The sequence below is a fragment of the Rheinheimera sp. F8 genome (assembly GCF_001518915.1).
In genome coordinates this window covers 1,173,962-1,199,253 of the sequence record NZ_CP013656.1, presented here as the reverse complement: position 1 = coordinate 1,199,253, position 25,292 = coordinate 1,173,962, and the positions used below count along the sequence as shown (strand labels likewise).

At 52.0% G+C, this 25,292-nt stretch carries 23 protein-coding genes; 22 read left to right on the top strand and 1 reads right to left on the bottom strand.

What is annotated here, in order from left to right; all coding sequences use genetic code 11:
• The first annotated feature begins 127 nt into the window (after positions 1–127).
• From ATY27_RS05465 to ATY27_RS05390, 16 genes are all read left to right on the top strand, one after another.
• The gene (locus tag ATY27_RS05465; RefSeq protein WP_208930812.1) at positions 128–493 is read left to right on the top strand and encodes a GFA family protein; all 366 of its coding nucleotides are present in this window, start codon (positions 128–130) and stop codon (positions 491–493) included.
• Positions 494–567: 74 nt separating this feature from the next.
• The gene (locus ATY27_RS05460) at positions 568–1,059 is read left to right on the top strand and encodes a GNAT family N-acetyltransferase (RefSeq protein ID WP_208930813.1); all 492 of its coding nucleotides are present in this window, start codon (positions 568–570) and stop codon (positions 1,057–1,059) included.
• Between the two features lie 89 nt (positions 1,060–1,148).
• Entirely contained in the window at positions 1,149–1,577 is a 429-nt protein-coding gene (locus ATY27_RS05455; RefSeq protein WP_208930814.1) for a hypothetical protein, read from the top strand.
• Positions 1,578–1,660: 83 nt separating this feature from the next.
• A complete protein-coding gene (locus ATY27_RS05450; RefSeq protein ID WP_208930815.1) occupies positions 1,661–2,239 on the top strand; it encodes an HD domain-containing protein in 579 nt (192 codons plus the stop codon).
• Between the two features lie 71 nt (positions 2,240–2,310).
• Positions 2,311–2,712 carry a DUF1761 domain-containing protein gene (locus ATY27_RS05445; RefSeq protein ID WP_208930816.1) on the top strand — a complete coding sequence of 134 codons (402 nt, stop codon included), beginning with the start codon at positions 2,311–2,313 and terminating at the stop codon, positions 2,710–2,712.
• 25 nt (positions 2,713–2,737) lie between these two features.
• On the top strand, positions 2,738–3,238 hold the full coding sequence (locus ATY27_RS05440) for an LURP-one-related family protein (protein WP_208930817.1): 501 nt from the start codon (positions 2,738–2,740) through the stop codon (positions 3,236–3,238).
• Positions 3,239–3,402: 164 nt separating this feature from the next.
• The gene (locus ATY27_RS05435) at positions 3,403–3,900 is read left to right on the top strand and encodes a GNAT family N-acetyltransferase (protein ID WP_208930818.1); all 498 of its coding nucleotides are present in this window, start codon (positions 3,403–3,405) and stop codon (positions 3,898–3,900) included.
• 138 nt (positions 3,901–4,038) lie between these two features.
• On the top strand, positions 4,039–5,925 hold the full coding sequence (locus tag ATY27_RS05430) for a DUF885 domain-containing protein (RefSeq protein ID WP_208930819.1): 1,887 nt from the start codon (positions 4,039–4,041) through the stop codon (positions 5,923–5,925).
• Positions 5,926–6,388: 463 nt separating this feature from the next.
• Positions 6,389–6,598 carry a cold-shock protein gene (locus ATY27_RS05425; RefSeq protein WP_208930820.1) on the top strand — a complete coding sequence of 70 codons (210 nt, stop codon included), beginning with the start codon at positions 6,389–6,391 and terminating at the stop codon, positions 6,596–6,598.
• A 256-nt stretch (positions 6,599–6,854) separates the two neighbouring features.
• Positions 6,855–7,157 carry a hypothetical protein gene (locus ATY27_RS05420; RefSeq protein WP_208930821.1) on the top strand — a complete coding sequence of 101 codons (303 nt, stop codon included), beginning with the start codon at positions 6,855–6,857 and terminating at the stop codon, positions 7,155–7,157.
• 118 nt (positions 7,158–7,275) lie between these two features.
• On the top strand, positions 7,276–9,375 hold the full coding sequence (locus ATY27_RS05415; RefSeq protein WP_244151283.1) for a S9 family peptidase: 2,100 nt from the start codon (positions 7,276–7,278) through the stop codon (positions 9,373–9,375).
• A gap of 141 nt (positions 9,376–9,516) precedes the next feature.
• Positions 9,517–10,782 carry an MgtC/SapB family protein gene (locus tag ATY27_RS05410; RefSeq protein ID WP_208930822.1) on the top strand — a complete coding sequence of 422 codons (1,266 nt, stop codon included), beginning with the start codon at positions 9,517–9,519 and terminating at the stop codon, positions 10,780–10,782.
• Between the two features lie 46 nt (positions 10,783–10,828).
• A complete protein-coding gene (locus tag ATY27_RS05405; RefSeq protein WP_208930823.1) occupies positions 10,829–11,737 on the top strand; it encodes a pseudouridine synthase in 909 nt (302 codons plus the stop codon).
• A 212-nt stretch (positions 11,738–11,949) separates the two neighbouring features.
• On the top strand, positions 11,950–12,549 hold the full coding sequence (locus ATY27_RS05400) for a DUF2238 domain-containing protein (protein WP_208930824.1): 600 nt from the start codon (positions 11,950–11,952) through the stop codon (positions 12,547–12,549).
• A gap of 4 nt (positions 12,550–12,553) precedes the next feature.
• Positions 12,554–13,996 (top strand): hypothetical protein, encoded by a 1,443-nt coding sequence (locus tag ATY27_RS05395; protein WP_208930825.1) that lies wholly within the window; start codon positions 12,554–12,556, stop codon positions 13,994–13,996.
• A gap of 82 nt (positions 13,997–14,078) precedes the next feature.
• Positions 14,079–16,061: a sulfatase-like hydrolase/transferase gene (locus tag ATY27_RS05390; RefSeq protein ID WP_208930826.1), complete on the top strand. Its 1,983-nt coding sequence runs from the start codon at positions 14,079–14,081 to the stop codon at positions 16,059–16,061.
• A 21-nt stretch (positions 16,062–16,082) separates the two neighbouring features.
• Here the strand turns inward: ATY27_RS05390 and ATY27_RS05385 are convergent, their stop codons facing one another.
• Positions 16,083–16,682 (bottom strand): DUF2799 domain-containing protein, encoded by a 600-nt coding sequence (locus ATY27_RS05385; RefSeq protein ID WP_208930827.1) that lies wholly within the window; start codon positions 16,680–16,682, stop codon positions 16,083–16,085.
• Between the two features lie 172 nt (positions 16,683–16,854).
• Here ATY27_RS05385 and ATY27_RS05380 point away from each other — a divergent pair, with 172 nt between their 5' ends.
• The 6 genes from ATY27_RS05380 to ATY27_RS05355 all read left to right on the top strand — a co-directional run bounded on the left by ATY27_RS05380 (position 16,855) and on the right by ATY27_RS05355 (position 25,290).
• Positions 16,855–17,754 carry a hypothetical protein gene (locus ATY27_RS05380; protein WP_208930828.1) on the top strand — a complete coding sequence of 300 codons (900 nt, stop codon included), beginning with the start codon at positions 16,855–16,857 and terminating at the stop codon, positions 17,752–17,754.
• Positions 17,755–17,847: 93 nt separating this feature from the next.
• Entirely contained in the window at positions 17,848–19,053 is a 1,206-nt protein-coding gene (locus tag ATY27_RS05375) for an SAM-dependent methyltransferase (RefSeq protein ID WP_208930829.1), read from the top strand.
• 38 nt (positions 19,054–19,091) lie between these two features.
• Positions 19,092–19,496, top strand: a complete 405-nt coding sequence (locus ATY27_RS05370) for an acyl-CoA thioesterase (RefSeq protein WP_244151284.1) — start codon at positions 19,092–19,094, stop codon at positions 19,494–19,496.
• A gap of 12 nt (positions 19,497–19,508) precedes the next feature.
• Positions 19,509–20,282: a hypothetical protein gene (locus tag ATY27_RS05365; protein ID WP_208930831.1), complete on the top strand. Its 774-nt coding sequence runs from the start codon at positions 19,509–19,511 to the stop codon at positions 20,280–20,282.
• A gap of 401 nt (positions 20,283–20,683) precedes the next feature.
• Entirely contained in the window at positions 20,684–23,605 is a 2,922-nt protein-coding gene (locus ATY27_RS05360; protein ID WP_208930832.1) for a TonB-dependent receptor, read from the top strand.
• Between the two features lie 167 nt (positions 23,606–23,772).
• Entirely contained in the window at positions 23,773–25,290 is a 1,518-nt protein-coding gene (locus tag ATY27_RS05355) for a tryptophan halogenase family protein (RefSeq protein WP_208930833.1), read from the top strand.
• Positions 25,291–25,292: the final 2 nt, after the last annotated feature.

Below are 25,292 nucleotides of genomic sequence, written 5' to 3'. Positions count from 1 at the left end.
GCATATTGAAGAGCATCAGCATGCCGAAAAAGCGCCCGCGAGGCCAGCAGGGAAACTTCTGTTTACAGAAAAGCAGTGTTTCCAGACATGACTGGTCTGAAGCGCGGTGACGATAGCAGGAGATAACATGTATCAGGGCAGTTGTTTGTGCGGCAAAGTGGTGTATCAGCTGCATGGCGAGCCGCGGCGCGTCTCGCACTGTCATTGCCGGATGTGTCAGAAACAGCATGGTGCTGCTTTTGCCACTTACCTGAGCCTGCCGGCGGCGGAATTGCACTACACGCAGGGCGCTGATGCCGTCAGGCGCTATCAGTCTTCGGCCTCAGTGACACGTGGTTTCTGCGGGTATTGTGGCTCGACACTGGAATGGCACGACAGCACAGACCCTGATGGTTATGTGGCGCTAACCGTAGCAACACTGGACAGCCCGTTTGAAATCACGGATATCCCGCACATCTGTACTGAAAGCCGCAGCAGTTGGTGTCCTTGCTGATAGTTGCCGGCCAGACTTTGTGGTATTGATGATATGTTGTGGAAATAAGCTTAATCAAATTCAGGGAAGTCCCATTGCCATATCAAATTCGTGTCGCTGACGCTTCGGACCATCAAGCCATCAGCGCTTTGTTATTACCGCTGGTTGAAAAATTTATCGCGCCGGACTGCTCGGCTGAAGGAACTGCTTTATTGCTGGGGTCGATGCAACCGCAGGCGATCCTCGGTTATCTGCACGGCGATTACCGGTATTGGCTGGCCGAAGATGCCGAAGGCCTGGCCGGTGTCATTGCTATCAAAGGCCGTAATCATCTTTACCATTTGTTTGTCGCTGAGCGGGCGCAAGGGCAAGGACTGGCACGGCAACTCTGGTTATATGCGCTGGCGCAATGCGCAGAAGGTGATGCGCCGGATGAATTTACTGTCAACGCGTCGTTATATGCCCAATCCATGTATCAACATTTGGGTTTTGTTGCCGAACAAGGCCCACGTGAACGGATGGGGATCACGGATGTACCGATGCGGCTGATATTACGGGCGCGTTATCAAGGGGACGCCCAGCCCTGACGATTTTCACCGCTGGTCCCGCCAGGGTTGTCACTGAGAGAACTGCAGACCACACTATTGATCCTGTTGCAAAAAAAGGAGACAGCGCGATGACAGCAATCGCAAAGTGGTTTTATCCGGTGGTAGTACTGGCGTTATTGTGGAATTTGATGGGGCTGTTTGTGTTCTGGACTGATGTGACCATGACACCGGAACAGATCGCTGCGATGCCGGCGGCCATGCAGGAGGTTTATCACAGCCGGCCGTTGTGGTCGGTTCTGGCCACTGCGACAGCTGTGATTGGCGGCACACTCGGCACTATATTGTTGTTATTGCGCCTGCCGTTGGCAACGCCGCTGCTGGTGGTGTCATTGCTTGGGGTGGTGCTGCAGGATCTCAGTTTTGCACTCCAACCGGCTGCCCGCGCTTTGGTTGACCAGACGGTGATCATTCTGCAAGGTTCAGTATTATTGATTGCACTTGGCTTGTGTTACCTGGCACGCCTCGCCGGACAACGGGGCTGGTTGAAAACCGGCTGATCTGCCAGCAGGCTGCGGCCGGGTGGGCGGACACAGATCGTTGATTTTGTTATGCTCCGGTTTTTGCTGCAACCGGAGCCTTTATGCAGTCTGTCATCGATTTTATCCTTGAGCTCGATAAGCTCAAAACCGTTACCCGCAAAACCAAAACCCTGCATAGCGATCGCTATGAAAATTCAGCCGAGCACAGCTGGCAAATCGCATTGTTGGCCTGGTCTTTAGCGCCTTATGCGCCAGCAGAAACCAATATCCACCAGGTGATCAAATTGCTGTTAGTGCATGACATCGGTGAAATCGATACCGGCGATACCATTGTTTATGCCAATGCCGACTGGTCGGCATTAAAAGCGGAAGAACTGACCGCAGTGCAGCGGATCTTTGGCCTGTTACCGGCCGGCCAGGCGGCAGAACTGTTGGCGTTATGGCAGGAGTTTGAAACTGGCGCGACTATCGAAGCGCAATTTGCCCATGCTTGTGACAGGGCTATGCCAGTGCTGTTGAATCTGGCTAATAATGGCCAGAGCTGGCGCGAAAACGGCATCAGCTATGCACGGGTGATCGCCCGCATCGAAGCGCCGATCAGCCAGGGCTGCCCGGCATTGTGGCACTATCTCAGTGGCAAACTGGCACAAGCCGAACAGGCCGGTTGGTTTGGTGGTTAACCGACAGTTGCGTGTTGCCGGTGAACATCCTAAGCTGGACAGATAAATAATAAAATTTCCGGAGACTAATCATGGGTATAGCTTTTGATATGGTCATGCTCGCTGTGATGGCAGTATCGGCTTTTCTGATCGGCGGCATCTGGTATTCAAAGTTACTGTTTGGTCCGCGCTGGTGTACTTATGCCGGCATCGACATGGAGAAACCGCAGGGCCATCCGGCGCGGGTTTTCGGGGTCAGTCTGTTATTTTCTTTCCTGGCGGCCAGCGGTTTTGTTTTTCTGTTTGGCCAGCCTGAATCTCTGCACTTGTCGCTGCATAACGGCCTGATGGTGGGGTTCTTTTTTGTGTTGTCGAGTTTTGGCATTAATTATCAGTTTGCCAACAGGCCCTGGCCTATGTTGTTGATTGATGGCGGTTACCATTTACTGCAGTTTGCCGCTTATGGTCTGATTGTGGGGCTCTGGCCGCGCTGATTGTGTTTATTCAGAAGGATCTGTAATGAAATATCGTATTGAACAAAAAATTCTCAGCCTCACCGACAGCTTTGATATTGATGATGAGGATGGCAGGCTCGCCTACACCGTCAAAGGCAAATTCTTCAGTATTTCCAGCAGCCAGACCATGTATGACCTGGCTGAACGTGAAGTACTGAAAATCAAACGTAAATATCTGACTATCCTGCCGGCCTGCCGTCTCGTTGCTCCTTCGGGTGATGAATGGCTGGTACGCAAGAAATTCTGGCCATTCTGGCGCGCGGCGTTTTCGGTGCAAACACCACAAGGCAGGTTAGAGGTTGATGGTAATCTGTGGCAACGCGAGTACCGCATCACGCAAGGCGAGCAATTACTGGCGCGGGTGTCCAAGGCCTGGTTTAGCTGGTCCGACAGTTATGGCGTAGAGATCTACCGACCCGACGCCGCCATCCAGCTGTTGGGCACCGTCATTGTGATTGACCGGATCCAGCATGCGGGCACTAATTCGGTCCTTAGCGACGACTAAATCCGGATTTCACCAAACTGGCTGCTGCGGTGTTTCATCGCAGCAGATCTGTAGTTAGTCGCAGCAAAAACCGAATAAAGCAGCTTCGCCTGATATAACCTTACAACAATAAAACTGGACTGCCCCACGTGATGCGATGGCAGGCAAATTGTTTTGAGGACAGCATGTACCACATTCGTCTGGACGATTTACAAGGCCCGGAAATCGCCGCCTTACTGACCGCGCATCTGGCTGATATGCAAGCCACTTCACCACCGGAAAGTGTCCATGCCCTGGATTTGACCGCATTGCGCCAACCCGATATTCGCTTCTGGACGTTGTGGCATCAGCCCGAAACGACGCAGCCTGCAACGCTTGCTGGTTGTATCGCATTGAAACAGCTGAGTGCCTGCTATGGCGAAAAACACGGTGAAATCAAATCCACCCGGGTGGCCGATGCGTTTCGTGGCCACGGCTGCGCCCGAATATTACTGAGCCATCTGCTTGCTGCCGCACAGCAAAGTGGCTTGCAGCGGGTGAGTCTGGAGACCGGCTCTATGGCGTTTTTTCAGCCAGCGCGCACCTTGTACCAGCGGTTCGGTTTTACCGAATGTGCGCCATTTGCCGATTATGCTGAAGATCCCAACAGTGTGTTTATGACGCTGGAGCTGCCTGCGCTCTGAAAGCCTTGTTTACAAAATTAGTTTCGACGCTGTGACTGAATCAGCGTAATTTAACATTCGGCGCGCAGGCACCAACGCTGCAGCCATAAAGCTAGAACGACAACCGGGTACTCCGGACAACTACAGAGGAACACTCCAGTGCGACATACTCTTTTAGCGCTTTCTATCGCCGCAGTGCTGACCGGCTGCAACCCGGCTCCGGACACTAAAGACAGTACACCAACCGCACCGGTACAGACCGAAGCGGCAAAGCCAGCTGAAACAGCGGCGGTGCAACAATCCGAATCTGAACGAATTAACCAATGGTTTGAACAAAAATACGAAGAACAATTGCAGATGAGCCCGCTGCAGATGACATTCCAGGGCCGTAAAGACAAAAACGATCAGATTGACGATGTGACCGAAGCCGGCGAAGACAAAATGTTGGCCTGGTATGCCGGCACCGTGGAAGAACTGAAAGCGAACTTCGATTACAACAAGCTCGATACTGAAGCGAAAACTTCATACGATTTATGGATTTATCAATACGAAGAAGTCCGCGATGCGGCGCCGTACCGCGTCAATCAATATGTATTTAACCAGATGCAAGGCATCCATGCATTATTGCCACAAGTGATGATCAACTTCCATAAAGTGGAAGAAGTCAAAGACATGGAAGCTTATATCACCCGGATTGGCGGCATTGCCAAAGCCATCGCTGAGTTGCAGCAACGGGCGAAAAAATATGCCGATGCGGGCGTACGGCCACCGCGTTTTGCTTATGAAGGCGTGATTGAACAGGTCAATAATCTGGTCACCGGTGCGCCATTTACCGAATCAGATAAAGAATCACCGTTGTGGAGTGACGCCAAAGGCAAAATTGAAGCGCTGAAAAAAGCCGACAAGCTCGATGACGCCACTGCACAAAAGCTGACCGACGATGCGAAAAACGCCCTGACCAGCCAATTCCTGCCGGCGTATCAGAATCTGGCGACTTTCCTGACCAGCGAACTGGAAAAAACAGTCGTCAATCCGACCGGTGTATCGACCCAGCCAAATGGCGTTGCCTATTACAATCTGCGGCTGAAACAGTCGACCACCACAGATTTAACCGCTGACCAAATCCACCAGATTGGCCTGGACGAAGTAGCACGCCTGACCAAAGAGATGAATACCATCAAAGATCAGGTCGGTTTTAAAGGCTCTTTGCAGGATTTCTTTAAATTTATCAAAACCGACAAGCAGTTCTTTTATGAAGACACTGATGAAGGTCGTCAGGCTTATTTAAAAGATTCGGAAGCCTTTATCCGCGAAATTGAAGCTAAATTGCCGCAGTACTTCGGAATCCTGCCAAAAGCGCCTTTGATCATCAAACGGGTAGAGCCGTTCCGTGAACAACCAGGCGCGGCGCAGCATTATTTCCCAGGCACTGCCGATGGCAAACGGCCGGGCATTTATTACGCGCATTTGTCTGACATGAAAGCGATGCCAAAAAATGAAATGGAAGCTATTGCGTACCATGAAGGCAGCCCAGGCCACCATATGCAAATCTCGATTGCACAGGAATTGACTGGCGTGCCGAAATTCCGCACTCAGGCTGGTTTCACTGCGTATCAGGAAGGCTGGGCGCTTTATACCGAAACTCTGGCGAAAGAAATGGGCCAGTATAAGAACCCGTACAACGATTTTGGCCGTCTGATCACGGAGATGTGGCGTGCGGTACGTTTGGTTGTCGATACCGGCATGCACGCCAAAGGCTGGACTGAGCAGCAGGCAGTGGAATACTTCCTGGCGAACTCACCGGTGGCCGAAGGTGCGGTGAAATCTGAAGTGCGCCGTTATCTGGTATGGCCGGGTCAGGCGACGTCTTACAAAATCGGCATGCTGAAAATTCTCGAACTGCGCGCCAAAGCCAAAGCTGACTTAGGCGATAAGTTCGACATCCGTGGTTTCCATGACACAGTGCTTGGCGGCGGCGCGCTGCCACTGAAAGTGCTGGAACAACGGGTGCAGAACTGGGTTGACAGCGTCAAAGCCAAAGGCTGAGCCGGCGACATCAGGTTGAACCGCCGGCAGCAACAACAGGATGTTTTGCGGTCGGCTACGTGACTAGCAAGCTGAATAACGCGATATCCAGAGGGCCATCCTAAGTGGCCCTTTGTTATTTATGGCACTGGCCGCTTTATATATCTGGCTGTCTGGCCAATGTTGAATGCGTAATGCCGTTACTGAGAGGTCTGTTTTTTTGCACTAAAGCGCTGGATTGGGTGGGCAACTCTTCAAAATGTACGTTATAAAAAAATTTATTTTAATAACTTAGCGAAATAAGTTTGACAGGATCGCCAAACGCTATACAATGGCCTTGCTTTGTTAGTCTGTTCAATATTTATGCACCACAACGAATGTTACTGTTGTTTTAGTACCTCCTGTATCCATAAGTTTAAACATCTCTTTCAGCACCATCGCCTGACACCAGGCACACTAAATTTAATTAATACAGGTAATTACCATGTCTAATACAACTACCGGCACCGTAAAATGGTTCAACGAAACTAAAGGTTTTGGCTTCATCGAACAGGCTTCAGGTCCAGACGTTTTCGCTCACTTCAGCGAAATCGCCAGCACGGGTTTCAAAACTCTGCAAGAAGGCCAACGTGTACAGTTCACTGTGACACAAGGTCAAAAAGGCCCACAAGCTGAGAAAATCGTTGTTCTGTAATTTGAAATTACAGTGACCGGAGCCAACAGAGCGAATCTGCGGATCCGGTAACAACCGAAAAAAAGGCAACTGCACCGCAGCTGCCTTTTTTTATGCTTTGTGTTTTGTACAAACCTAAACCATGGCAGCTGCAGTTTTCACCTCTGTTTTCCCCGCGCTTTCGCCGCCACAATCAAGAACAACACCATCAGCCCATTGCGTCTGAATCAGCGCAGGCGCTATGGTATATCCGGTATGTAGTGCGTCAGGAGTTACAGTGGATTTAGTCTATGGGTTTTTGCTGGGCTGTGTTTTGTTGGCGGCGGGCACTGTTTATTGGTACTGGCTGAGCCGGCTCTTACCGGCGCGGCATTGTTATCCGCTGGCTTTGTCGGTACCACTACATCAGTTGTGTACGTTGTTACTGGTATTTGGTCTTGGTGTGACGCCGGAGCAGGGCTGGTTTAGTTTTAGTTTGTTTTGTGTGCTGTGTGCCGTGATCCTGGGTATGTTGCTGTTGCCATTGATGATATTTGTCCGTTACGTCGGTCGTTGTCGCCCGCTGCAGGATAAGATCTAGCTTTGGCTTTAACCATTTAACCGCGAAAAAACGCAGCTGGACCTGCTTTGCCATAATTCGCTTGTCACACCGGTCTTGCTCTTTTAGTGTTGATTTTATCAACTCAGGGAGTGTCATCGTGTTTTCAGCTAAATCTCGTTCGTCCGGTTTTTTCAAGGCTGCAGGTCTGAGCGTCGCAGCCGGTGTTTGTGGCAGTTTTAACCTGTTGGCAGCAACAGCGGTACCAACAGAGGCCGCGCCACTGGTACAGCCATCTTATTTTGAATCCGAAGATATTTTTGGTCTGGAATGGGCCAGTGATCCGCAGTTATCGCCGGATGGCCGTACTATTGTTTATGTGCGCAACAGCAATGACATTATGACAGACCGCGCCCGCACTTCGTTGTGGCAAATTGACGTGGCAAGCGGGCAGCATACGCCGCTGTATGCTGACAAATTTAATTACAGTCAGCCACGTTGGGCGCCGGATGGTAGCCGGCTGGCGTTTATTTCCGATCAAAGCGGCAAAGCGCAAATTCACCTGCATTGGCTCAAATCAGGCCAGAACACCCAGTTAAGCCGGTTAGATAAGAGTCCTTCCAACCTGACCTGGTCACCGGATGGCAAACAACTGGCCTTTACGATGAATCTGCCGGCCACACCGTCTAAGCTGACGACGTTGGTCAAAATGCCGAAAAAGCCCAAAGATGCTAACTGGTCAGATCCGGTGATTGTGATTGACCGGGCGCAGTATCAGGCTGACGGTCAGGGTTTCCTGAAATCAGAATACCGGCAACTGTTTTTACTCAGTAGCGACGGTGGCACCGCGCGCCAGCTGACCAGCGGCGATCGCAGTTATGGTGATGATCTGACCTTCAGTCCGGATGGAACCGCACTGGTGTTTTCCGCCAATCTGGCCACCGACTGGGAATATCAGCCGCGCGACAGCGATTTGTACCAACTTGATCTGCAAACCGGCGGTCTGAAACAGCTGACCTCAGTACCAGGGCAGGAAACCAGTCCGGTATTTTCACCGGACGGCAAAAAGCTGGCTTATCTGTGGGGCAGTAATGCCAAACTGCCGTTCGCTAACGGTAAACTGAAAGTGCTGGACGTCGCGTCCGGCAAAAGTCGCGACATTGGTGCGGCACTGGATTTAGATCTGACTGCGCCGGACTGGTGGAGCACTGACGAGCTGACGGTGCAATATGATGAAAAAGGCCTGCGCAAAGTAGCGCTGCTGGATTTAGGTGGTGAGCTTAACGTCCTGACTGATCAGCTGTCTGGTACCGGCTTACCACAGCCGTATTTAAGTGGTGAGTATCAGCAAAGTGCCGAAAAGCTGGTGTTTACCAAAGGGGACGCGTCGCGTCCGGCCGATGTTGCGTTGTGGCAGGACGGCAAAGTGCGCCAGCTGACTCAGCTCAATGAAGATCTGCTGGGACATAAAAAACTCGGTCAGGTGCATGAAATCAATTACAAATCATCCTTTGATGGCGAGCCGATGCAGGGCTGGTATATCACTCCACCGGATTTCGACCCGAAGAAAAAATACCCGATGATGCTGGAGATCCATGGCGGCCCGCATCTGGCCTATGGTCCGCATTTTAGTGCTGAGATGCAGCGTTTTGCCCGCGAAGGTTATGTGGTGTTTTACGATAATCACCGCGGCAGTACTGGTTATGGCGAACGTTTTGCATTGTTATTGCACAACAAATACAGCTCGCCGGAAGATTATGCCGACCATGATTCCGGCGTGAATGCGATGATTGCCAAAGGTTTTGTTGATGCCGACAACGTCTATATCGCCGGCGGTTCCGCCGGTGGCATCGCCACCGCCTATGCCATTGGTCTGACCGACCGCTATCGTGCGGCGGCGGTGATCAAACCTATTATTAACTGGGTCAGTAAAGTGCTGACCGGGGATAGTTATTTGTATCAGACCTATCATCAGTTCCCAGGCGTGCCATGGGACAATCTGCAACACTACTGGCAGCGGTCACCGATTGCCAATGCCGGTAAAATCAAAACTCCGACGCTGATTATGACCGGCGAAGCGGATCGTCGTACGCCGATCAGTGAGTCAGAACAATTGTATCAGGCGCTGAAACTGCAACATGTGCCAACAGCGCTGGTGCGGGTGCCGGGTGCGCCACATGGTATCGCTGGCCGCCCGAGCCGGATGATCGCCAAAATTGAACATACGCTGGCCTGGTTTGAGTTGCATAAAAAGCAATAAGGCCGAACGGCGGTTTGAACCCAACAGAAAGGCGCTTTGGCGCCTTTCTGCTTTGTGGCAAAAAATTGCGCCAGCTCATGGCTTTAGCGCAAGAATAGTGCTGAAATCAACCTAGAACACTTTGAACCACTGCAGGTTTTGATGCAAACCGAACTGATCTTGTTACAGAACTTCGCCTATGCGCTGGCGATTGGTGCATTGGTCGGCATTGAGCGGGAAAAACATAAAGTCAGTAACCTGAGCAGTTTTGGCGGCGTGCGGACTTTTATGTTATTGGCGCTGCTTGGCGCTGTCGGCGCCTGGCTCGGTTTGCAACTGCAGCAACCCTGGCCTGAGCTGGCAGTGCTCGCGGTGGTCTCCTTGCTGGTACTGGCAGCCTATAACCGCAAGCAACGGGAAGAGCCGCAAGCGCCGGGTCTGACCACCGAACTCAGCGCGATGCTGGTGTTTCTGCTCGGTGGCGCCGTGATGCACGGCCATGCCGGGATCGCCGTCGCGCTGGCGATTATCACCTCGGCCATCCTGGCTTTTAAACAACCTCTGCACGGCCTGGTCGATAAAATCGGCAATGACGATTTGTACGCCGGGCTGAAGCTGCTGATCGCGACTTTTATCGTGTTACCGTTGCTCCCCGATCATGCCCTCGATCCCTGGCAGGCGTTTAATCCTTATAAGATTTGGCTACTGGTTATCTTAATCTCGTTGTTGTCGCTGATCGGCTATATTGCCACCCGGTTATTAGGTCCGGCGCGGGGCACTGCGGTGGCCGGACTGGCCGGCGGTCTGGTGTCGTCGACGGCGGTTAGTCTGAGCTTTGCCAGACTCAGCAAACAACCGCAGGACGGTGACAATCAGGACGATGCGCTGGCGTGCGGTATCTTACTTGCCTGGTCCGTGATGTCATTGCGCGTGCTCCTGATGGTTGGAATCGTTTATCTGCCGCTGTTATCCCCGTTATGGCCTTCGGTTAGCGCGATGGCGCTGGTGACGTTAACGCTGGCCGCCTACTTTTATCGCCGTGCGCCTCAGCTGCAGGCGAATTCTGCAACCAGTGTCAGTAACCCTTTTAGTTTGTGGGCCGCCAGTCAGTTTGCTCTGATGTTTGCCGCGGTGTTGCTGGTCGTGAAACTGACCGAACACTATGCGCCGGCGGAAGGCTTATATCTGGTCGCCGCTATCGCCGGGACGACCGATGTGGATGCGATCACGTTATCGATGGCGCAATATGCCCAGCAGGCAGGCCGGGAACAACTGGCTGCAACGGCGTTGGTGATAGCAGTACTCAGCAATACGCTGGTGAAAACCGTATTAGTTTGTACTCTCGGCAGCACCGGCTTGCGCCAGCGGCTGCTAAGTGCCTGTGGGTTGGTTGTGCTGACTGCCGCTCTGCTGCTGGCAGCGCTTTAAGCTCTGTGATTTGCTATGATGCGCGCCGCTGAAAAAAGGAGTCATCATGTCCAGAGCAGCCCGGCCTTCCGAAATTACCTTACCACCCATCAATCAGGGCTGGGACAACCTGTTTCAATTCGTCTGTAGCCAATTTCCGCGTATCGCACCGGAGATCTGGGCGGCACGTTTTTGCGATGGCAAAATGCATTGGCACAGTGGTGAGCAGGTCACGATGGAGACGCCATTTCTGCCGAGCCGGCGCTTATGCTACTACCGTGAAGTGACGGCCGAACCTGTTGTCGCGGCTGCACATCAGATCCTGTATCAGGATGAACATATCCTGCTGGCTTGTAAGCCACATGGCTTGCCAGTGATACCTGGCGGAGAGTTTGTTAATGAATGTCTGCTGGAACGGCTGCGCCGCGATACCGGTCTGGACGACATTGCCCCGGTACACCGTTTAGATCGGGACACGGCAGGACTGGTGTTGTTTTCGCTGGATCCACAAAGCCGGCCGGCGTATTACCAGTTGTTTGCCAGCGGGCAAATCACAAAGAGTTACCAAGCCGTGGCGCAGTTGCCAGACAGTCTGCGTGATACTGTGTTGCCACAGCAATTTGAATTGCATAACCGTATCGAAAAAAGTCAGCCACGTTTTCTGATGCACATTATTCCCGGTGAACCGAATGCGCATTCGACGCTGCAACTGCTTGACCGTCGCGAGCAACTTGGGTTATTTCAGCTGACTCCGCATACCGGAAAAACGCACCAGTTGCGTCTGCATATGCAGGCCATTGGTTGTCCAATTTTATTTGACCCTTATTATCCGCAGTTACTGAGCAAAACGGTTGTACTGGCCGGCCCTCTGCAGCTGCTGGCGCAGCAGTTGCAGTTTATTGATCCGGTCTCTGGTCTGCCGCATGTGTTTTGTTCGCCCAGGCAGTTGAGTACCTGGCAACGAACTGCCGGTTAACAGGCTACATCTCGCGGCGCATTAGAACCAACGCCGGCAAGCGGCGGCGGCATCCTGTGGTGGATGCCGCTATTACACGCTTCGTATCAGAAAAAAACTCAATATTTATCCATTATTTAACAAAATTTACCTCTAAGAAGGCTTTACCGCAGTCTTGTAACTGCTTACATTGATTCAGTAATAGCTGATATTGGTGATTAATGATTTCTGCAATGCAATTTTCCGCTGGTTCGGCCTTGTTGGCGATCCTGCTGTTGTGGTCCGGTTGGGCACCCTTTGATCGGACGACCTGGCTGTTGGAAATTTTCCCGGTGTTGCTGGTGTGGCCGTTGCTGTGGCGCAGCCGGCAGTCTTATCCGCTGACCCCTTTGTTGTATAGCCTGATCCTGTGGCATGCCGCTGTATTAATCCTCGGCGGTGCTTACACTTATGCCCGGGTGCCGCTTGGCTTCTGGCTAATGGACTGGTTTGCGCTGGACCGTAACCCATACGACAAAATTGGCCATTTGATGCAAGGTTTTGTACCGGTTCTTGCCGCCCGGGAGATCCTGCTGCGTGGCTGTTATGTACAAGGCAAAAAGATGTTGCAGTTTTTGTTGCTCTGTATCGTGCTGGCGATCAGTGCCGGTTATGAACTCATTGAATGGGCCGCTGCAGTGATGTTAGGGCAGGGCGCCGATGAATTTCTTGGCACCCAGGGTTATGCCTGGGATACGCAAGCTGATATGGCCTTTGCATTACTCGGCGCAGTGCTGGCGTTGTTACTGCTCAGTCGCTGGCATGATCGGCAGCTTGCATCGTGTCATGTTTAGAGATATGTTAAAACAATGTTTTATTGAAGTTACTTCGCGAATGGGAGCCCGGATGCACTGCTGCTGGACACTGCTGACATTGTTGCTACTGAGCAGCTTGCCGCTGCAGGCTGAAAGCCTGGCGCCAATTGTCGAATTTCTGCCGGAGTGCAAGCAAGAAGAGGTGATCCCGCTGAAGACGACCTTACGGGTTCGCAACAGCAATCTGCTGCGGTTTTCGCAGTTACGCGATGTGCCTGAAGTCGCCCGTTATTTACAACAAATCCGTGAGAATGCCAGCGCGCGCCGTTTTGATGCCGTGTTATTACAACAGCTGAAACAGTCGGAATTTAAAGCGCCGGGCAGCAATTCTGAAGTGCACGTGCAGCTGGAGATGTTTCGCTTCTGTGATGGCAATGATGCGTTATCAGATACCAGCTCTGAAACTGGTGGGATCCGGCAGAATATGGGCACGCTGGAAATAAAAACGTCCGTCAATACTGTCGTAGCGTTTGCTCGCGCGGAGTCGGAATACAAAGTCGTCGTACCGCCCCATATGCATGTGTCCCTGACTGAAGGCGCGATGGGAGTAAAACCGAAAATGACGGCCGGACAAGTGCAGGCATTGTGGGGCACTCCTTCCGCCGATTTGATGTTGCAGGATGGTTCCAGGTTGCTTGGTTATGGCCGCCGGCTCTGGGTATTATTGGATCCACTGGTCAAAGTTGTGTTTACCGACAGCGAAATCCTCAGCGGCGTCGGCCGGAATTTACTGGAATTTCATCCGGAGTTTGACGAGAAACTCTGGTTGATTGATGGCAAAGTACCTTATAAACAAGATATGGTCCGGGCAGGTTTGCAGCTCGGTTCCTGGCAAAAAAAATCCGCGTTATTATGGCGGCGTCAGCTCGGGACCCAGCAGCTGAGTGTGAAGTTTGAACAGTTTAATCCTGAATCTGTTGATAAAAATACCGCACTGCTGACTGGTTTCCGCCTGAGTGCCCAGCCCGACCCGGTAGTGAAAAGCCCGTTACAACAAGCGGTGCTGACTGATGTGCTGACATTTGTTGAATCGGTGAATGTCCGTAATCTTCGTCAGCAACCGCTGGCCAGCCAACTGCTACCGAATTTACGCGTGCATCAGTTGGCGCAGCGCCGCAATCTAATCTGGTGGATGCCGACCACACAACTGCATGTGTTAATCAATAAAGACAACATCAGCCGGCTCAAAGTGACAACGCCGATTGTACGCAATCCGCGAGAACCCGACCAAATTCCGCAACTGTTAAAAGCGCTGCAAATTCCGGTCAGCAAAGCCGGACTCCGGCTGGCATTTCCGGACATGCAGGATTATGGTGACCGCTTTCAATTGTATCGCGACGATTTTGATATTGTCATTGAGTTTGCCTCTGACGAGGAGCAGGCACCGATCGAATTGCTGGAGATTATTTATCATTATGCGCACTGAACGGTCGGGCGTTGCAGTGCGCTGATGCAGCGGGCATACTGGCAGTTCTTCTGATTGCTGGTCTTTTCACAAGGTTTTTCTGTTGTCCTGGTTGTTGCCACGTCCTGATCGTCGTTCTGTCTGGTTGTTACTGGGCTTAAGCCTGTTGTGTTCTGTGCTGGAACTGGCACTTCTGCAGCATAAATATCAGCTATTCAGTGGCGGGGGCTTTTTACAGCCCCATAGCTTTACGCTGACTTCAGAACGTGTGCTTTATGTCTTTGCCGGCTGGCTGGCCGATCTCACTGCGTTAACCTGTGCATTTATGCTGTACAACCTGCTGTGCCGGTTTCAGACCAGCAGCCGCAGTCATTTGTGGTTCGCGCTGTTTGTGCTGCTCAGTTACAGCAGTTACAGCTGGGTCGGTACTGAGTTATATCAGTATTTTGGTGACAACCTGGACTGGCAGGTGTTGGCAAATCTTGGCGGTGGCAGTGTGCTTGCTGCGATCAGCATGGTGCTGACAGAGCTGAGCCAACATCTGTTACCGGTGATTTTTGCTCTGCTGCTGGGCATCGCTTTGTTGTATTGCATACACCTGGCATTTCGCCGCTACAGAACACCGGTTAGTGATGCAAAGCAATGGTGGGGTTATACCGCATTGTTGCTGTTGCTGCTGTTTCCGTTACAGCTGCAATGGGTGGCGACCGCACAGCCTTATCGTTTTGGTCTGGAAAAGAAGTTATCGCAGCAGGTGCTGGCACAGTTGCTGAACCGGCTGACCGATGTGGATTTTGATGGTTATGGTGCTCTTGGTAGCAAAGCCGATCCCCATCCGTTAAATGCCGGCCTGTATCCGGGCGCGATGGATGTGCCGGGCAATGGCATTGATGAAGACGGTATTGGCGGTGATCTGCCGTTGCCGCCGGCCCACTCAGCTGACGCATTGATGCAATTGCCGCTGCGGGCCGGCCAACATATTTTTTTAGTGGTGCTGGAGAGTGTGCGGGCCGATGCGTTGTTTGCGAATGTGGATGGGCAGGCGGTGATGCCACACCTGGCAGCGTTGGCGAGACAAGGCAGTTACAGTGAGCATGCCTACAGCCATACCGGCTTTACCACCAGTTCGCTCAAAGCGTTGTTTAACCGCAGCCTCAGTTATCATCCGCCACAACAGAATTTATTAGACGCGCTGCAGGCGCGCGGATATCAGATCAATGTGTTGTCGGCGCAGGCGGAACGCTTTGGCGACGTGCTGACCAGCGCGCGGTTAAAACGCAAAGGTCAGTATTATTTTGATGCTGATTCGGCGCTGTCAGACCGGCTGGACCCGTCATTGAATGCCGGTGCACTGCGTCTGAGTGAACAACGCTTATTGCGCCAGCTGCAGCAGCGGTTTGCTGAGGTCAACTGGCAACAGCCACAGTTTTTTTATCTGAATGTGCAGGCTGCGCATTATCCGTATCATCATCAGGAAATGTTACCGCTACTGACCAAGCGGGCGATCAATCGCCAACAAATGCAACCGGCAAATAAGGCGCTGTTGCAACTGAGTTATTACAACTCCGTGGCCAATGCGGACTGGTTGATTGGGCAGCTGCAGCAGTTGATGCAACAGCAGGGGATTGCCGGACAGAGCACGCAGTTTTATACCTCGGACCATGGCGAGTCCTTGTTCGACGACGGTTTTCTCGGGCACGGCCATCAGCTGAATGATACCCAAACCCGCGTGGTGCTGGTCAGCAATCGCCAGGTCAGTTATCCGAAGGTACTGGGTCATGCCGATCTGGCGCCACTCATCCTGGCTACGGCGCAAGACGTAACGCCACCAGCGACCGAGGACGCGGTATTGCAGGTGGTCGGGCTGGTGCGTTCGCCGCAACAAATCGCCAGAGTGGATGCCGATGGGCGGATGCTGTATGACTTTCGTCAGCAACATTTCCGTCGCAATGATCAAGCGCCATGGCAGGATTTTGATCAGCTATCTGCCGCAGATCAGCAGCGCGCCCAACAGCTGATTAACCAGTGGGGCTGGTTGCGTTATCAACAGTCTGAGCTGTATCAGCAACAAAGTGCCAGACCCTGACGCGGTGTACGTGCCAGAGGATCAGCGATTGAGCGGCGCGAAATTGGCTTCTGCCTGCGCCATGCGGATCTGCAACCGGCCGATTTCCTGATTGTAGCCTTCCATCTGATAGCGCAGCCGGTCGGCCTGATTTAACAGCGCCGCCCGGGCCGAAGCGTTTTGTTCGACGGCGATGCGCTGATTTATCGCATAAATATCTTCCCGCAGCGTCAGATTGCGGTTTTGCAGATCATTGATGGCCATGGCGATATCGTCGACCACTTTTTTCGCTTTATACCAGCGTTGCCCTTGCTGAAAACCACTGCGAAATGCCGGTTCCATCGGCCCGGTACAAGCGGTGTTGTAATCCTTGCCGGCACGCCCCCAGGCTTCGCCATGCGGAAAATCGCAGAAAAAAACCAAGCCCTGGCTATGGCCCTGCTGATAGGTTTTAAAATCTGGGGTGACGCCATGCTTGGCGCAGTCTTTTTGATATTCACGGAATTTACTGCTGAGCTCACCGGCTTTGCCATCGTTGACGCCAAGACTATACCAGTCGCCCAACAAACATTCGTTTTTGCTGATACTGGCACAGGCCAGCAGCTGACTGGTCAGCATGATGAGAATAATTTGACGTAACATATTGATCCTTATATGCCAGCACTGGCGAGAGAACGATGCCGGTCCCGCCGCATGCTAACGAGGGTGTCCGGCTTTGTAAAGGGTCAGCACAGACGTACCACCAGAGCGAGTCGCTTGCCGGCTGTCAATGGCCTCCACTATAGTAACTGAGGATGGTGAACCGGAGTTTTTGATGCGATTTTTATGTGCCCTGATCCTGCTGTGCAGTCCATTGCTCGCCGCCGCACCAGTCCAGACGCTCCGCATCCTCGGACTGCAATCCAATGCAGAAGCCAGCGTGGTGTATTACCGCGAATTATTGCAGCTGGTGCTCGACCGCACTGCCGCCGAATATGGCGCAGCAAGGCTGGAGCTGGTGCCACCGCCGCCGCTGGGTGATTACCGTTACTTGCTGATGAAACAGGATTTTATTGATGTACATCACTTCGGTACATCACCGGAGTTAGAGCGTGACCTGTTACCGGTACGTGTGCCTTTGCTTGGCGGGGGCCTTGGCTGGCGGGGATTTGTGATCCGTAAAGTAGACCGGCTGGCGTTTGCGCAAATCAGCGAGTTTACCGAGTTGAAGCGGCTGACGGCTTGTCAGGGTGAATTATGGCCTGACACGGACATCATGCGGGCCGCAGGTCTGCAGGTGATCACCGCGGAGCGGCATGATCAGATGCTGGAAATGCTGCGCCGCGAGCGTTGTGACTATTTCCCGCGCAGCATTTTTGAAGGCCCGGTCGAGCAAAAAGCCTTTCAGTTGCAATACCCGGATCTGGAATTCAGCAGCAGCGTGTTATTGCATTACCCTTTTGCCATGTACTTTTTTGTCAAAAAGGATAATTACACGCTGGCCAGCCGACTGGAAAAGGGTCTGGAACAATTGGCGCAAAGCGGTGAGTTATTGCGTTTTTTACAGCAGCATCAAATTGCCCGCCAGGTGTTTCCGCTTAGTCGTTTCGCCCAGTCGTTAGTGTTTCATTTGGACAATCCATTATTGCCGGCCAACACGCCGCTGCAACAGACCGCTTATTGGTTTAGCATGCCGGCGGTGCAGCGGGAGATCACCGTAGCGCCGCCGCGCTGAACCTGACGCCTTCTGATATACTGCGCGGCTTTAAGCGATTGCTGAGCGCGCAGAGCTGCTGTTCAGCCGCGGTCAATTTGCAGGATAATACCGATGACCCAAGCCGATACTTCTTTTGAGCTGTCTGAATTCATTCAGCAGTTTTCTGCAGCATTTGCACAAAACCAGCTGCTGCGTCTGGTGTTATCCCGTTATGAAGGGCCACAGGCGGAGCTGGAACGGCTGCAGATCCGGCCGATTTTATTAAAAACCGGCACCCAGCTCAGTGTGTTGTTTGAAAACAAAACTTTTGACCAGACGAAAAACCTGTCGCTGCAAGCGTTGCAACCGTTGCTGCGCGAATGGCTCGGCCCCCAATTTAAAGCGGCATTGCTGGAATGTAACGGCTTTGAGATCCAGCTGACGATGTCGAAAAAAGGCAAAGTGCTGCTGAATAAACGCAAAACGAATCTGCAGCAAGAGCTGCAACCACAGCAGCACAACCGCGAAAAACAACGTTGGATTGACCCGCAGGCGCCATTTTTACGCGAACTGGGTATCAATGGCAGTGATGGCCAAATCGCGCCGACCATGCAAAAAAAATGGAAGCAGATCAATAAGTTTATCGAGATTTTTGCCAGAGCGCTGAAAGAGAGTGGTCTGGTACAGCGGCCGGAACTGCAGGTAGCTGATTTTGGGTCTGGCAAAGCATATCTGACGTTTGCCATCGCACATTATCTGCAGCAGACTGGCATAAAGGGCGCTGTGATTGGTGTCGAATTACGCCAGAGTCTGGTGGATTTATGTAACACCACGGCGGCGCGGCTAAACCAAAGCGGCATCCGCTTTGAGCAGGGCGATGTGCAGCATTATCAAAGTACCGGCCTCGATGTAATGATTGCGCTGCATGCCTGTGATACGGCTACCGACCATGCTATCCATATGGGGATCCGCGCCGGCGCCGCGGTGATCATGTGTTCACCCTGTTGCCATAAGCAAGTCCGGCCGCAGATGCATAGTCCGGCCGTGTTATCACCGTTGTTGCAACATGGCATCCACCTCGGCCAGGAAGCGGAAATGCTGACAGACGGCATCCGGGCGCTGCTGCTGGAAGCGCATGGTTACGATACCCAGGTGTTTGAATTTATTGCGCTGGAACACACCAGCAAAAACAAAATGATCCTGGCGATTAAGCGCCAGACGCCACTGTCAGCGGCCAGCCAACAGGCGGTGTTGGCGCAGGTCAGCGCACTGAAGCAGTTTTATGGCGTCAGCGAGCATTGTCTGGAAAGTCTGTTAGGCGACCAGCTAAATCGTTGATTACAGCCAGGTTTGGCATAGATAGGGAAATAATATTGATGAGCGACTTGTTTACGCTGGATTTTAAAGTGCGGGATTATGAGTGTGATATGCAGGGCATCGTCAACAATGCCGTCTATTTTCACTATCTGGAGCACGCCCGTCACGAGTATTTGTTATCACGGGGTGTTGATTTTGCCGCCCTGGCCCGGGAAAAAATTAACCTGGTGGTGATCCGCTCTGAGATGGATTACAAAGCATCGCTGCAAAGCGGCGATCGTTTTATCGTCACAGTCGAATATCAGCCGGTGTCTAAAGTACGCTTTGGTTTTCGCCAGCAAGTGTTGCGCAGTAGTGACGGTAAACTAATGCTGGACGCATTAATCACCGGCACCGCGCTGAATGCCCGCGGGCGGCCTTTTGTACCGGACTTTATCAGCCAATGGGCTGCGGTCGCTGATTAGGTAGGTCCGTTGATGACGATATTCAGATTGCTCATATGGTTGTTGTTGGTAGGCGCCGTGTTGCCGGCCCGTGCTGAATCAGTGCGCATCTGCGTGCAGAATATCGATTATTACCCGCATTATGATTTCAGTGATCTGCCAGGTCGTGGTTATGCTGCTGATTTGTTTGCTCTTTTTACGGCTAAAACCGGAGTGAAAATCATCTTGTTGTCACTGCCGGTCAAGCGGTTACAGGATAATCCGGATTGCCAGTTGGTGTATCCGGACAATCCACAGTGGCACAGTGCCAAAGGTGAGCCGCAACCGCTGTATTTTAGTCAGTCATTCACCGGTATTATTGGCTCTACGGTGGTTCGGCGCGGGGAAGGGGACACAGAGTTATCTGCTATCCGGTCTATTGCTATTCCGCGCGGGTTTACCCCGGACCACCTGCTGGCCGTGCAGCAAAACTATAGCTTTAATCTGGTTGAAGTCAGCGATGCAACTGCAGCCTTACAAATGCTGTTGAAAAAACGCGTGGATGCGGCCGATGTCGAATGGCATGTCGCCAGGCATTTGCTCAACAAGCTTGGACAGCCTGATGCTGTGGAGATTGGCCGATGGCTGCCACTCGCCAGTGTCGGATTTCATTTATCCAGCCGCGATCATGGCGACCTGTTGCGACGCTTTGATCTGTTTCTCCTGCAATACCAAAGTGAAATAGCTCTGCTGAAAACCCGTTATCAACTGCAGACAGTCGAGCAGCTCAAAATCAACATTGCTGAACCGTCAGCTCCAGCTCATTAAAGTCAGAGATCAACAAAGTGGTCCGGGCTGTGGCCAAAGCCATGATTCAATGCAGTCAATTTTAAAAAGTTCAAATTTTTATCTGATTATTTTACGAACAGGCTTGACTGTTTTTTTTAGATGATCTAAAACGATTAAGTTGAAAGTATTTGACGCATACGCTGCAAAATTACTGAAGCATAAAAACAACATCCAGTGACGCTGAGTATGTTGTTTTTTTGCCGAAGCAACTTAAACGATTAAGGTTGGCTAAACATGATGCTGATGGCAAGGTGCGGTCAACAAAGTCAGCAGCATCGGCGGCGGTGCAAAACTGTTCAGGCCCTGGCCGCGTAGGCAGTGATAGATCTAAGTAAACACAACACACTTATAAGCAACACAAATCGACAAGGGATAACCAAATGAGAACACAACTATTTAAACCCGCGTTACTGTCACTCGCAGTCTCGTCCGCCATCTGGTCGGTGTCTGCAACCGCGGCAGAGCAACAAGCTGCCGCCACTCAGGCGAAATCTGGTGAAGAAGTCGAAGTGATCGCAGTGCGCGGTATTCGCGGCTCGTTGATCCGTTCTCAGGCGGAAAAAATGGATAACTCATCCATTGTCGAAGCCATCTCAGCAGAAGACATTGGTAAGTTACCGGATTCATCGATTGCGGAATCTTTATCGCGGTTGCCAGGCCTGGCCGGTGAGCGTGTTGGCGGCCGCACCTCCGGCATCTCGGTGCGCGGCTTTAAAGAAGATTTCACCGGTACCTCGTTAAACGGCCGTGAACTAATCGGGATCGGCGACAACCGCGGTGTTGAATACGATCTGTACCCGTCAGAAATCATGACCGGCGCCACGATTTACAAAACCACAGATGCGACACTGATGGTGCAGGGCATTGGTGGTACCGTCGATTTACGCACAGTGCGTCCACTGCAGGCGAAAGAAACGCTGACCGTGAACGGTAACTACGAATCGAATAGCCGTGATTCTGACAACCCGGAATTTGATAACAAAGGCAAACGTTACGCGCTGTCTTTTGTCGAGAAATTTGCCGATGACACCTTAGGTCTTGCTGTGGCACTGGCATCGACGGAATCACCAAACAACCAGCGTAAATACGGTGTCTGGGGCTACAGCGCTAATGCGGCTGGTCAGGTATTGCCAACAGGTCTGGACATCGCGTCAATCAGCACCAAGCTCGAGCGCGATACTATTTCGACCGTGCTGCAGTATCAGCCAAACGAGAAACTGAACATTGTGTTTGACGTGCTGGATATCGATTATTCCGACTCGGGTGTACTGCGCGGTTTTATTGAACCGTTTTCATCGGCCAACGTGACGGGCAGCGGTACAAGTACCAAAGGGACGCAAGTGGGCGCCAATCCGGTACTGCGCACCGACCCGCTGAAAAAAGACGGTGATTTGCAGACTTTTGGTCTGAACGTCGAATATCAGCTGAATGATGACTGGCAAGTTGAATTAGACCTGGCTAGCAGCGAATCCAGCAAACGCGATTTACGCGGTGAGTCTTATGCCGGTTTAGCCCGCTCCGGCGCTCTGAACTCGTCGCAGTTAGGTTCACGTGAATTCACTATGAGCCCGGACGGTGTGTTCTTCACCAAACTGACTGGCCTTGGCGCTTTCTCTGATGCCAAAGCATTGCAACTGACCGGTCCACAGGTGTGGGGCGGTGGTATGGCGAATATTGCCAGCCAGTTTGCCACCAACGTGAAACAAGCAAACGGCGACCCGTACAGCTACTTCAACGCACAGGATGGCTTCCTGAACTACGCCGATTTCAGTGAAGAACTGAAAACCTACCGCTTAGAAGGTGTGGGTAACATCGAACTCAGTATCTTTAACAAACTGACGGTTGGCGTGAATTATTCTGATCGTTTCAAAGACAAAGATAACAAAGGTTTCTTCGCGACGGCGACATCATATCCGTTCTCCACTGCTATTCCAGCCAAGTACTTATACAACGGTCTGGCGGATTTAAGCTGGGCGGGTCTGGGCCAGGTCGTTGCCTATGATGGTTTCGCGCCATACAACGACGGCACCTATAAACTGAATGACGCAGGCTTGTTAGAGCCGGATCGTCTGGGTGATTCTTACGAAGTGAATGAAGAAGTCACGACCCTTTACTTCAAGTCGGATTTTGAAACGCAGTTTGCTGGCCTGCCGGTAACCGGTAATGTCGGTATGCAGTACGTCAAAACGGATCAGTCTTCCAGCGGTTTCATTGGAGTAGTGGGTGCCAATTTTGCAGTCTGTGATGACAACAGCGACAAACAAGTCGATGCAGACTGTATCACCGAACAGGGCGACAGCTACAGCCACGTGCTGCCAAGCCTGAACTTGAGTATGGAAGTGTCGGACAATAACTTCGTCCGTTTTGCCGCCAACAAAACCATCAGCCGTGCCCGTATCGACCAGATGAAAGCATCCGGTTTTGTTAAGTTCGACCAGAACATCGACCTGATTGCTATTCCAAACAGCACTGCTGCAGTGGAAACCTACGGTTCGCCATGGTCAAAATTTGCCGGTAACCCGCTGTTAAAACCACTGGAAGCCAACAATTTCGACCTGGCATTTGAAAGCTACTTTGAGGAAGAAGGTTACCTGTCTGTCACAGCCTTCTACAAAGACTTAGTGAACTGGACCCGTGACGGCAACAAACTGCTGAACTTCACCAATGATGAAACCAACAGTGGCGCCAACTATTTTATCCCTGGCTTCCATGACCGCATCATTGACCAGGCCGGTAACTATGGCCCGGCAGACATCTTCTACGCTGCCGGCGCGAAAGTCACACCGCCGAATTATGGTTATTTCTCTTACTTTGAAGATGGTCTGACCGGCCGTGTGCATGGTGTCGAAGTGACCGCCAACGTGCCATTCAGCAAGTTCTCGGACCTGCTGGAAGGTTTTGGTGTGGCCACGTCAGGCACGTTAATTGACGCGAAACTGAATGACGGCAGCCGGATCCCTGGCCAGTCTGACAAAATGTTCTCGTTAACGGCGTACTACGAGAAAAATGGCTTCGAAGTGCGGGTAGCCGGGACTGACCGTTCTGACTTCCTGACCTACGAGCGCGGTGGTTCGAACAAAATTTCTACTGCGAGCCGTAATGGCGTGACGCTGGTGGATGCGCAAATCAGTTACGACTTCTCTGAAAGCAATTTCACCTCGCTGCACGGTCTGCGCGTTTCACTGCAGGGCACCAACCTGACTGATGTCGACGAAGAAACGGTCAACGATGACGGCATTGTCACCACCCGTCGCCAGTTTGGTCCAACCTACATGTTGAACGTGAACTACGCGTTTTATTGATAAGCGACCCGGTAGAGGCACAGGTCAGGCGATGCCCTTCGTGAACTGACTTGTGTAGCAGGCCTCAATAAGTTATTGGTATTGAGGCCTTTTTTTAATGTATTGGTCTAGGCTTTACTTTAGATGGCAGAGTCCAGACCCATATATTATTTTGCAACGGAGTTGTTATGCATCAAACACCTGCAACCGGTTCAGCCGGCAAACCAATCCGTAAAGTGGTGATTGCCGGTGGCGGTACGGCTGGCTGGATGACAGCGGCACTGCTGAAAAAAGTGCTGGCGGACAGCGTCGAGATTGAATTGGTTGAATCAGAAGAAATCGGCATTGTCGGCGTTGGCGAAGCAACTATTCCGCCTATCCAGATTTTTAACCAGTACCTTGGCCTTGATGAAAAAGCCTTTTTACGTGACACCCACGCCACGATGAAACTGGCGATTAAATTTGAAAACTGGCGCAAGCCGGGCGAGAGCTATTACCACACGTTCGGCGCACCTGGCGCCAGCCTGGGTTTTTGTAATTTCCAGCATTATTGGCTGCGAGCCCGCGCAGCCGGTTTGCCCCAATCCTTGTGGGACTACGATTTAAACTATCTGAGCTGCGAAGCCGGCAAATTTAATATCATCAAAACACCGAATCCGGTGTACGAAATGCCTTATGCCTATCACTTTGATTCAGCGTTGTACGGTCAGTTTCTGCGAAAAATGGCAGAAAGTGCTGGCGTTAAACGCACCGAAGGCATGATTGAAGCGGTGCAGCAACATGGTATCTCCGGTGATATCGAAGCACTGCAACTGAAAGATGGGCGCAAAATCCACGGCGATTTGTTTGTTGATTGCACCGGCCTGCGTGGGTTGTTAATTCGCCAGACGCTCGGTGTGCAATATGAATCCTGGGCCAAATATCTGCCGGCCAACAGCGCTTTAGCGGTGCCCAGTGAGCGTTTTGACAAGACCTTGCCTTACACCCGCAGCATTGCGCATAAAGCCGGCTGGCAATGGCGCATTCCGCTGACCCATCGTAACGGCAATGGCATTGTTTATAGCTCCGCCTATTTAAGCGATGACGAAGCTTACAGTACGTTAATGGGCAACCTCGACAGCAAAGCACTGGCCGAGCCGCGCAAAATTTCGTTTGAAACCGGCCGGACCAGCAACCAATGGGCGAAAAATGTCGTCGCCATTGGCCTGTCCAGTGGCTTCCTCGAACCGTTGGAATCGACCAGTATTCACTTGATCCAGTCTGGTATTGTGCGGCTGTTAAAAGTGTTCCCGAATCAGGGCATCAGCGATGCGGTGGTTGACTACTACAACGCCGATTCCAAACAGGAATTTGAAACCATCCGTGATTTTATCATCCTGCATTACCATGCCAATGAACGTGATGATTCCGGGTTCTGGCGCGATATGCGCAATATGGCGGTGCCAGCGCGGCTGCAGGAAAAAATGGCGCTGTTTCGCGAGTCGGCGCAGGTGTTTAATGATCACAACGATATTTTCCGCGACGCCAGCTGGATCCAGGTCATGTTGGGGCAGGGCATTATGCCACGCGATTATCACCCGGCGGCCAAAGTACCGACTACCAGCGAACTGATGGCCACGCTTGGTAAAGTGCAGGAAGCCAAGCAGCAACCACTGACACAGATGCTGTCGCACGATGAATTTCTCGCCCGCTACAGCGGAGTCTGAGC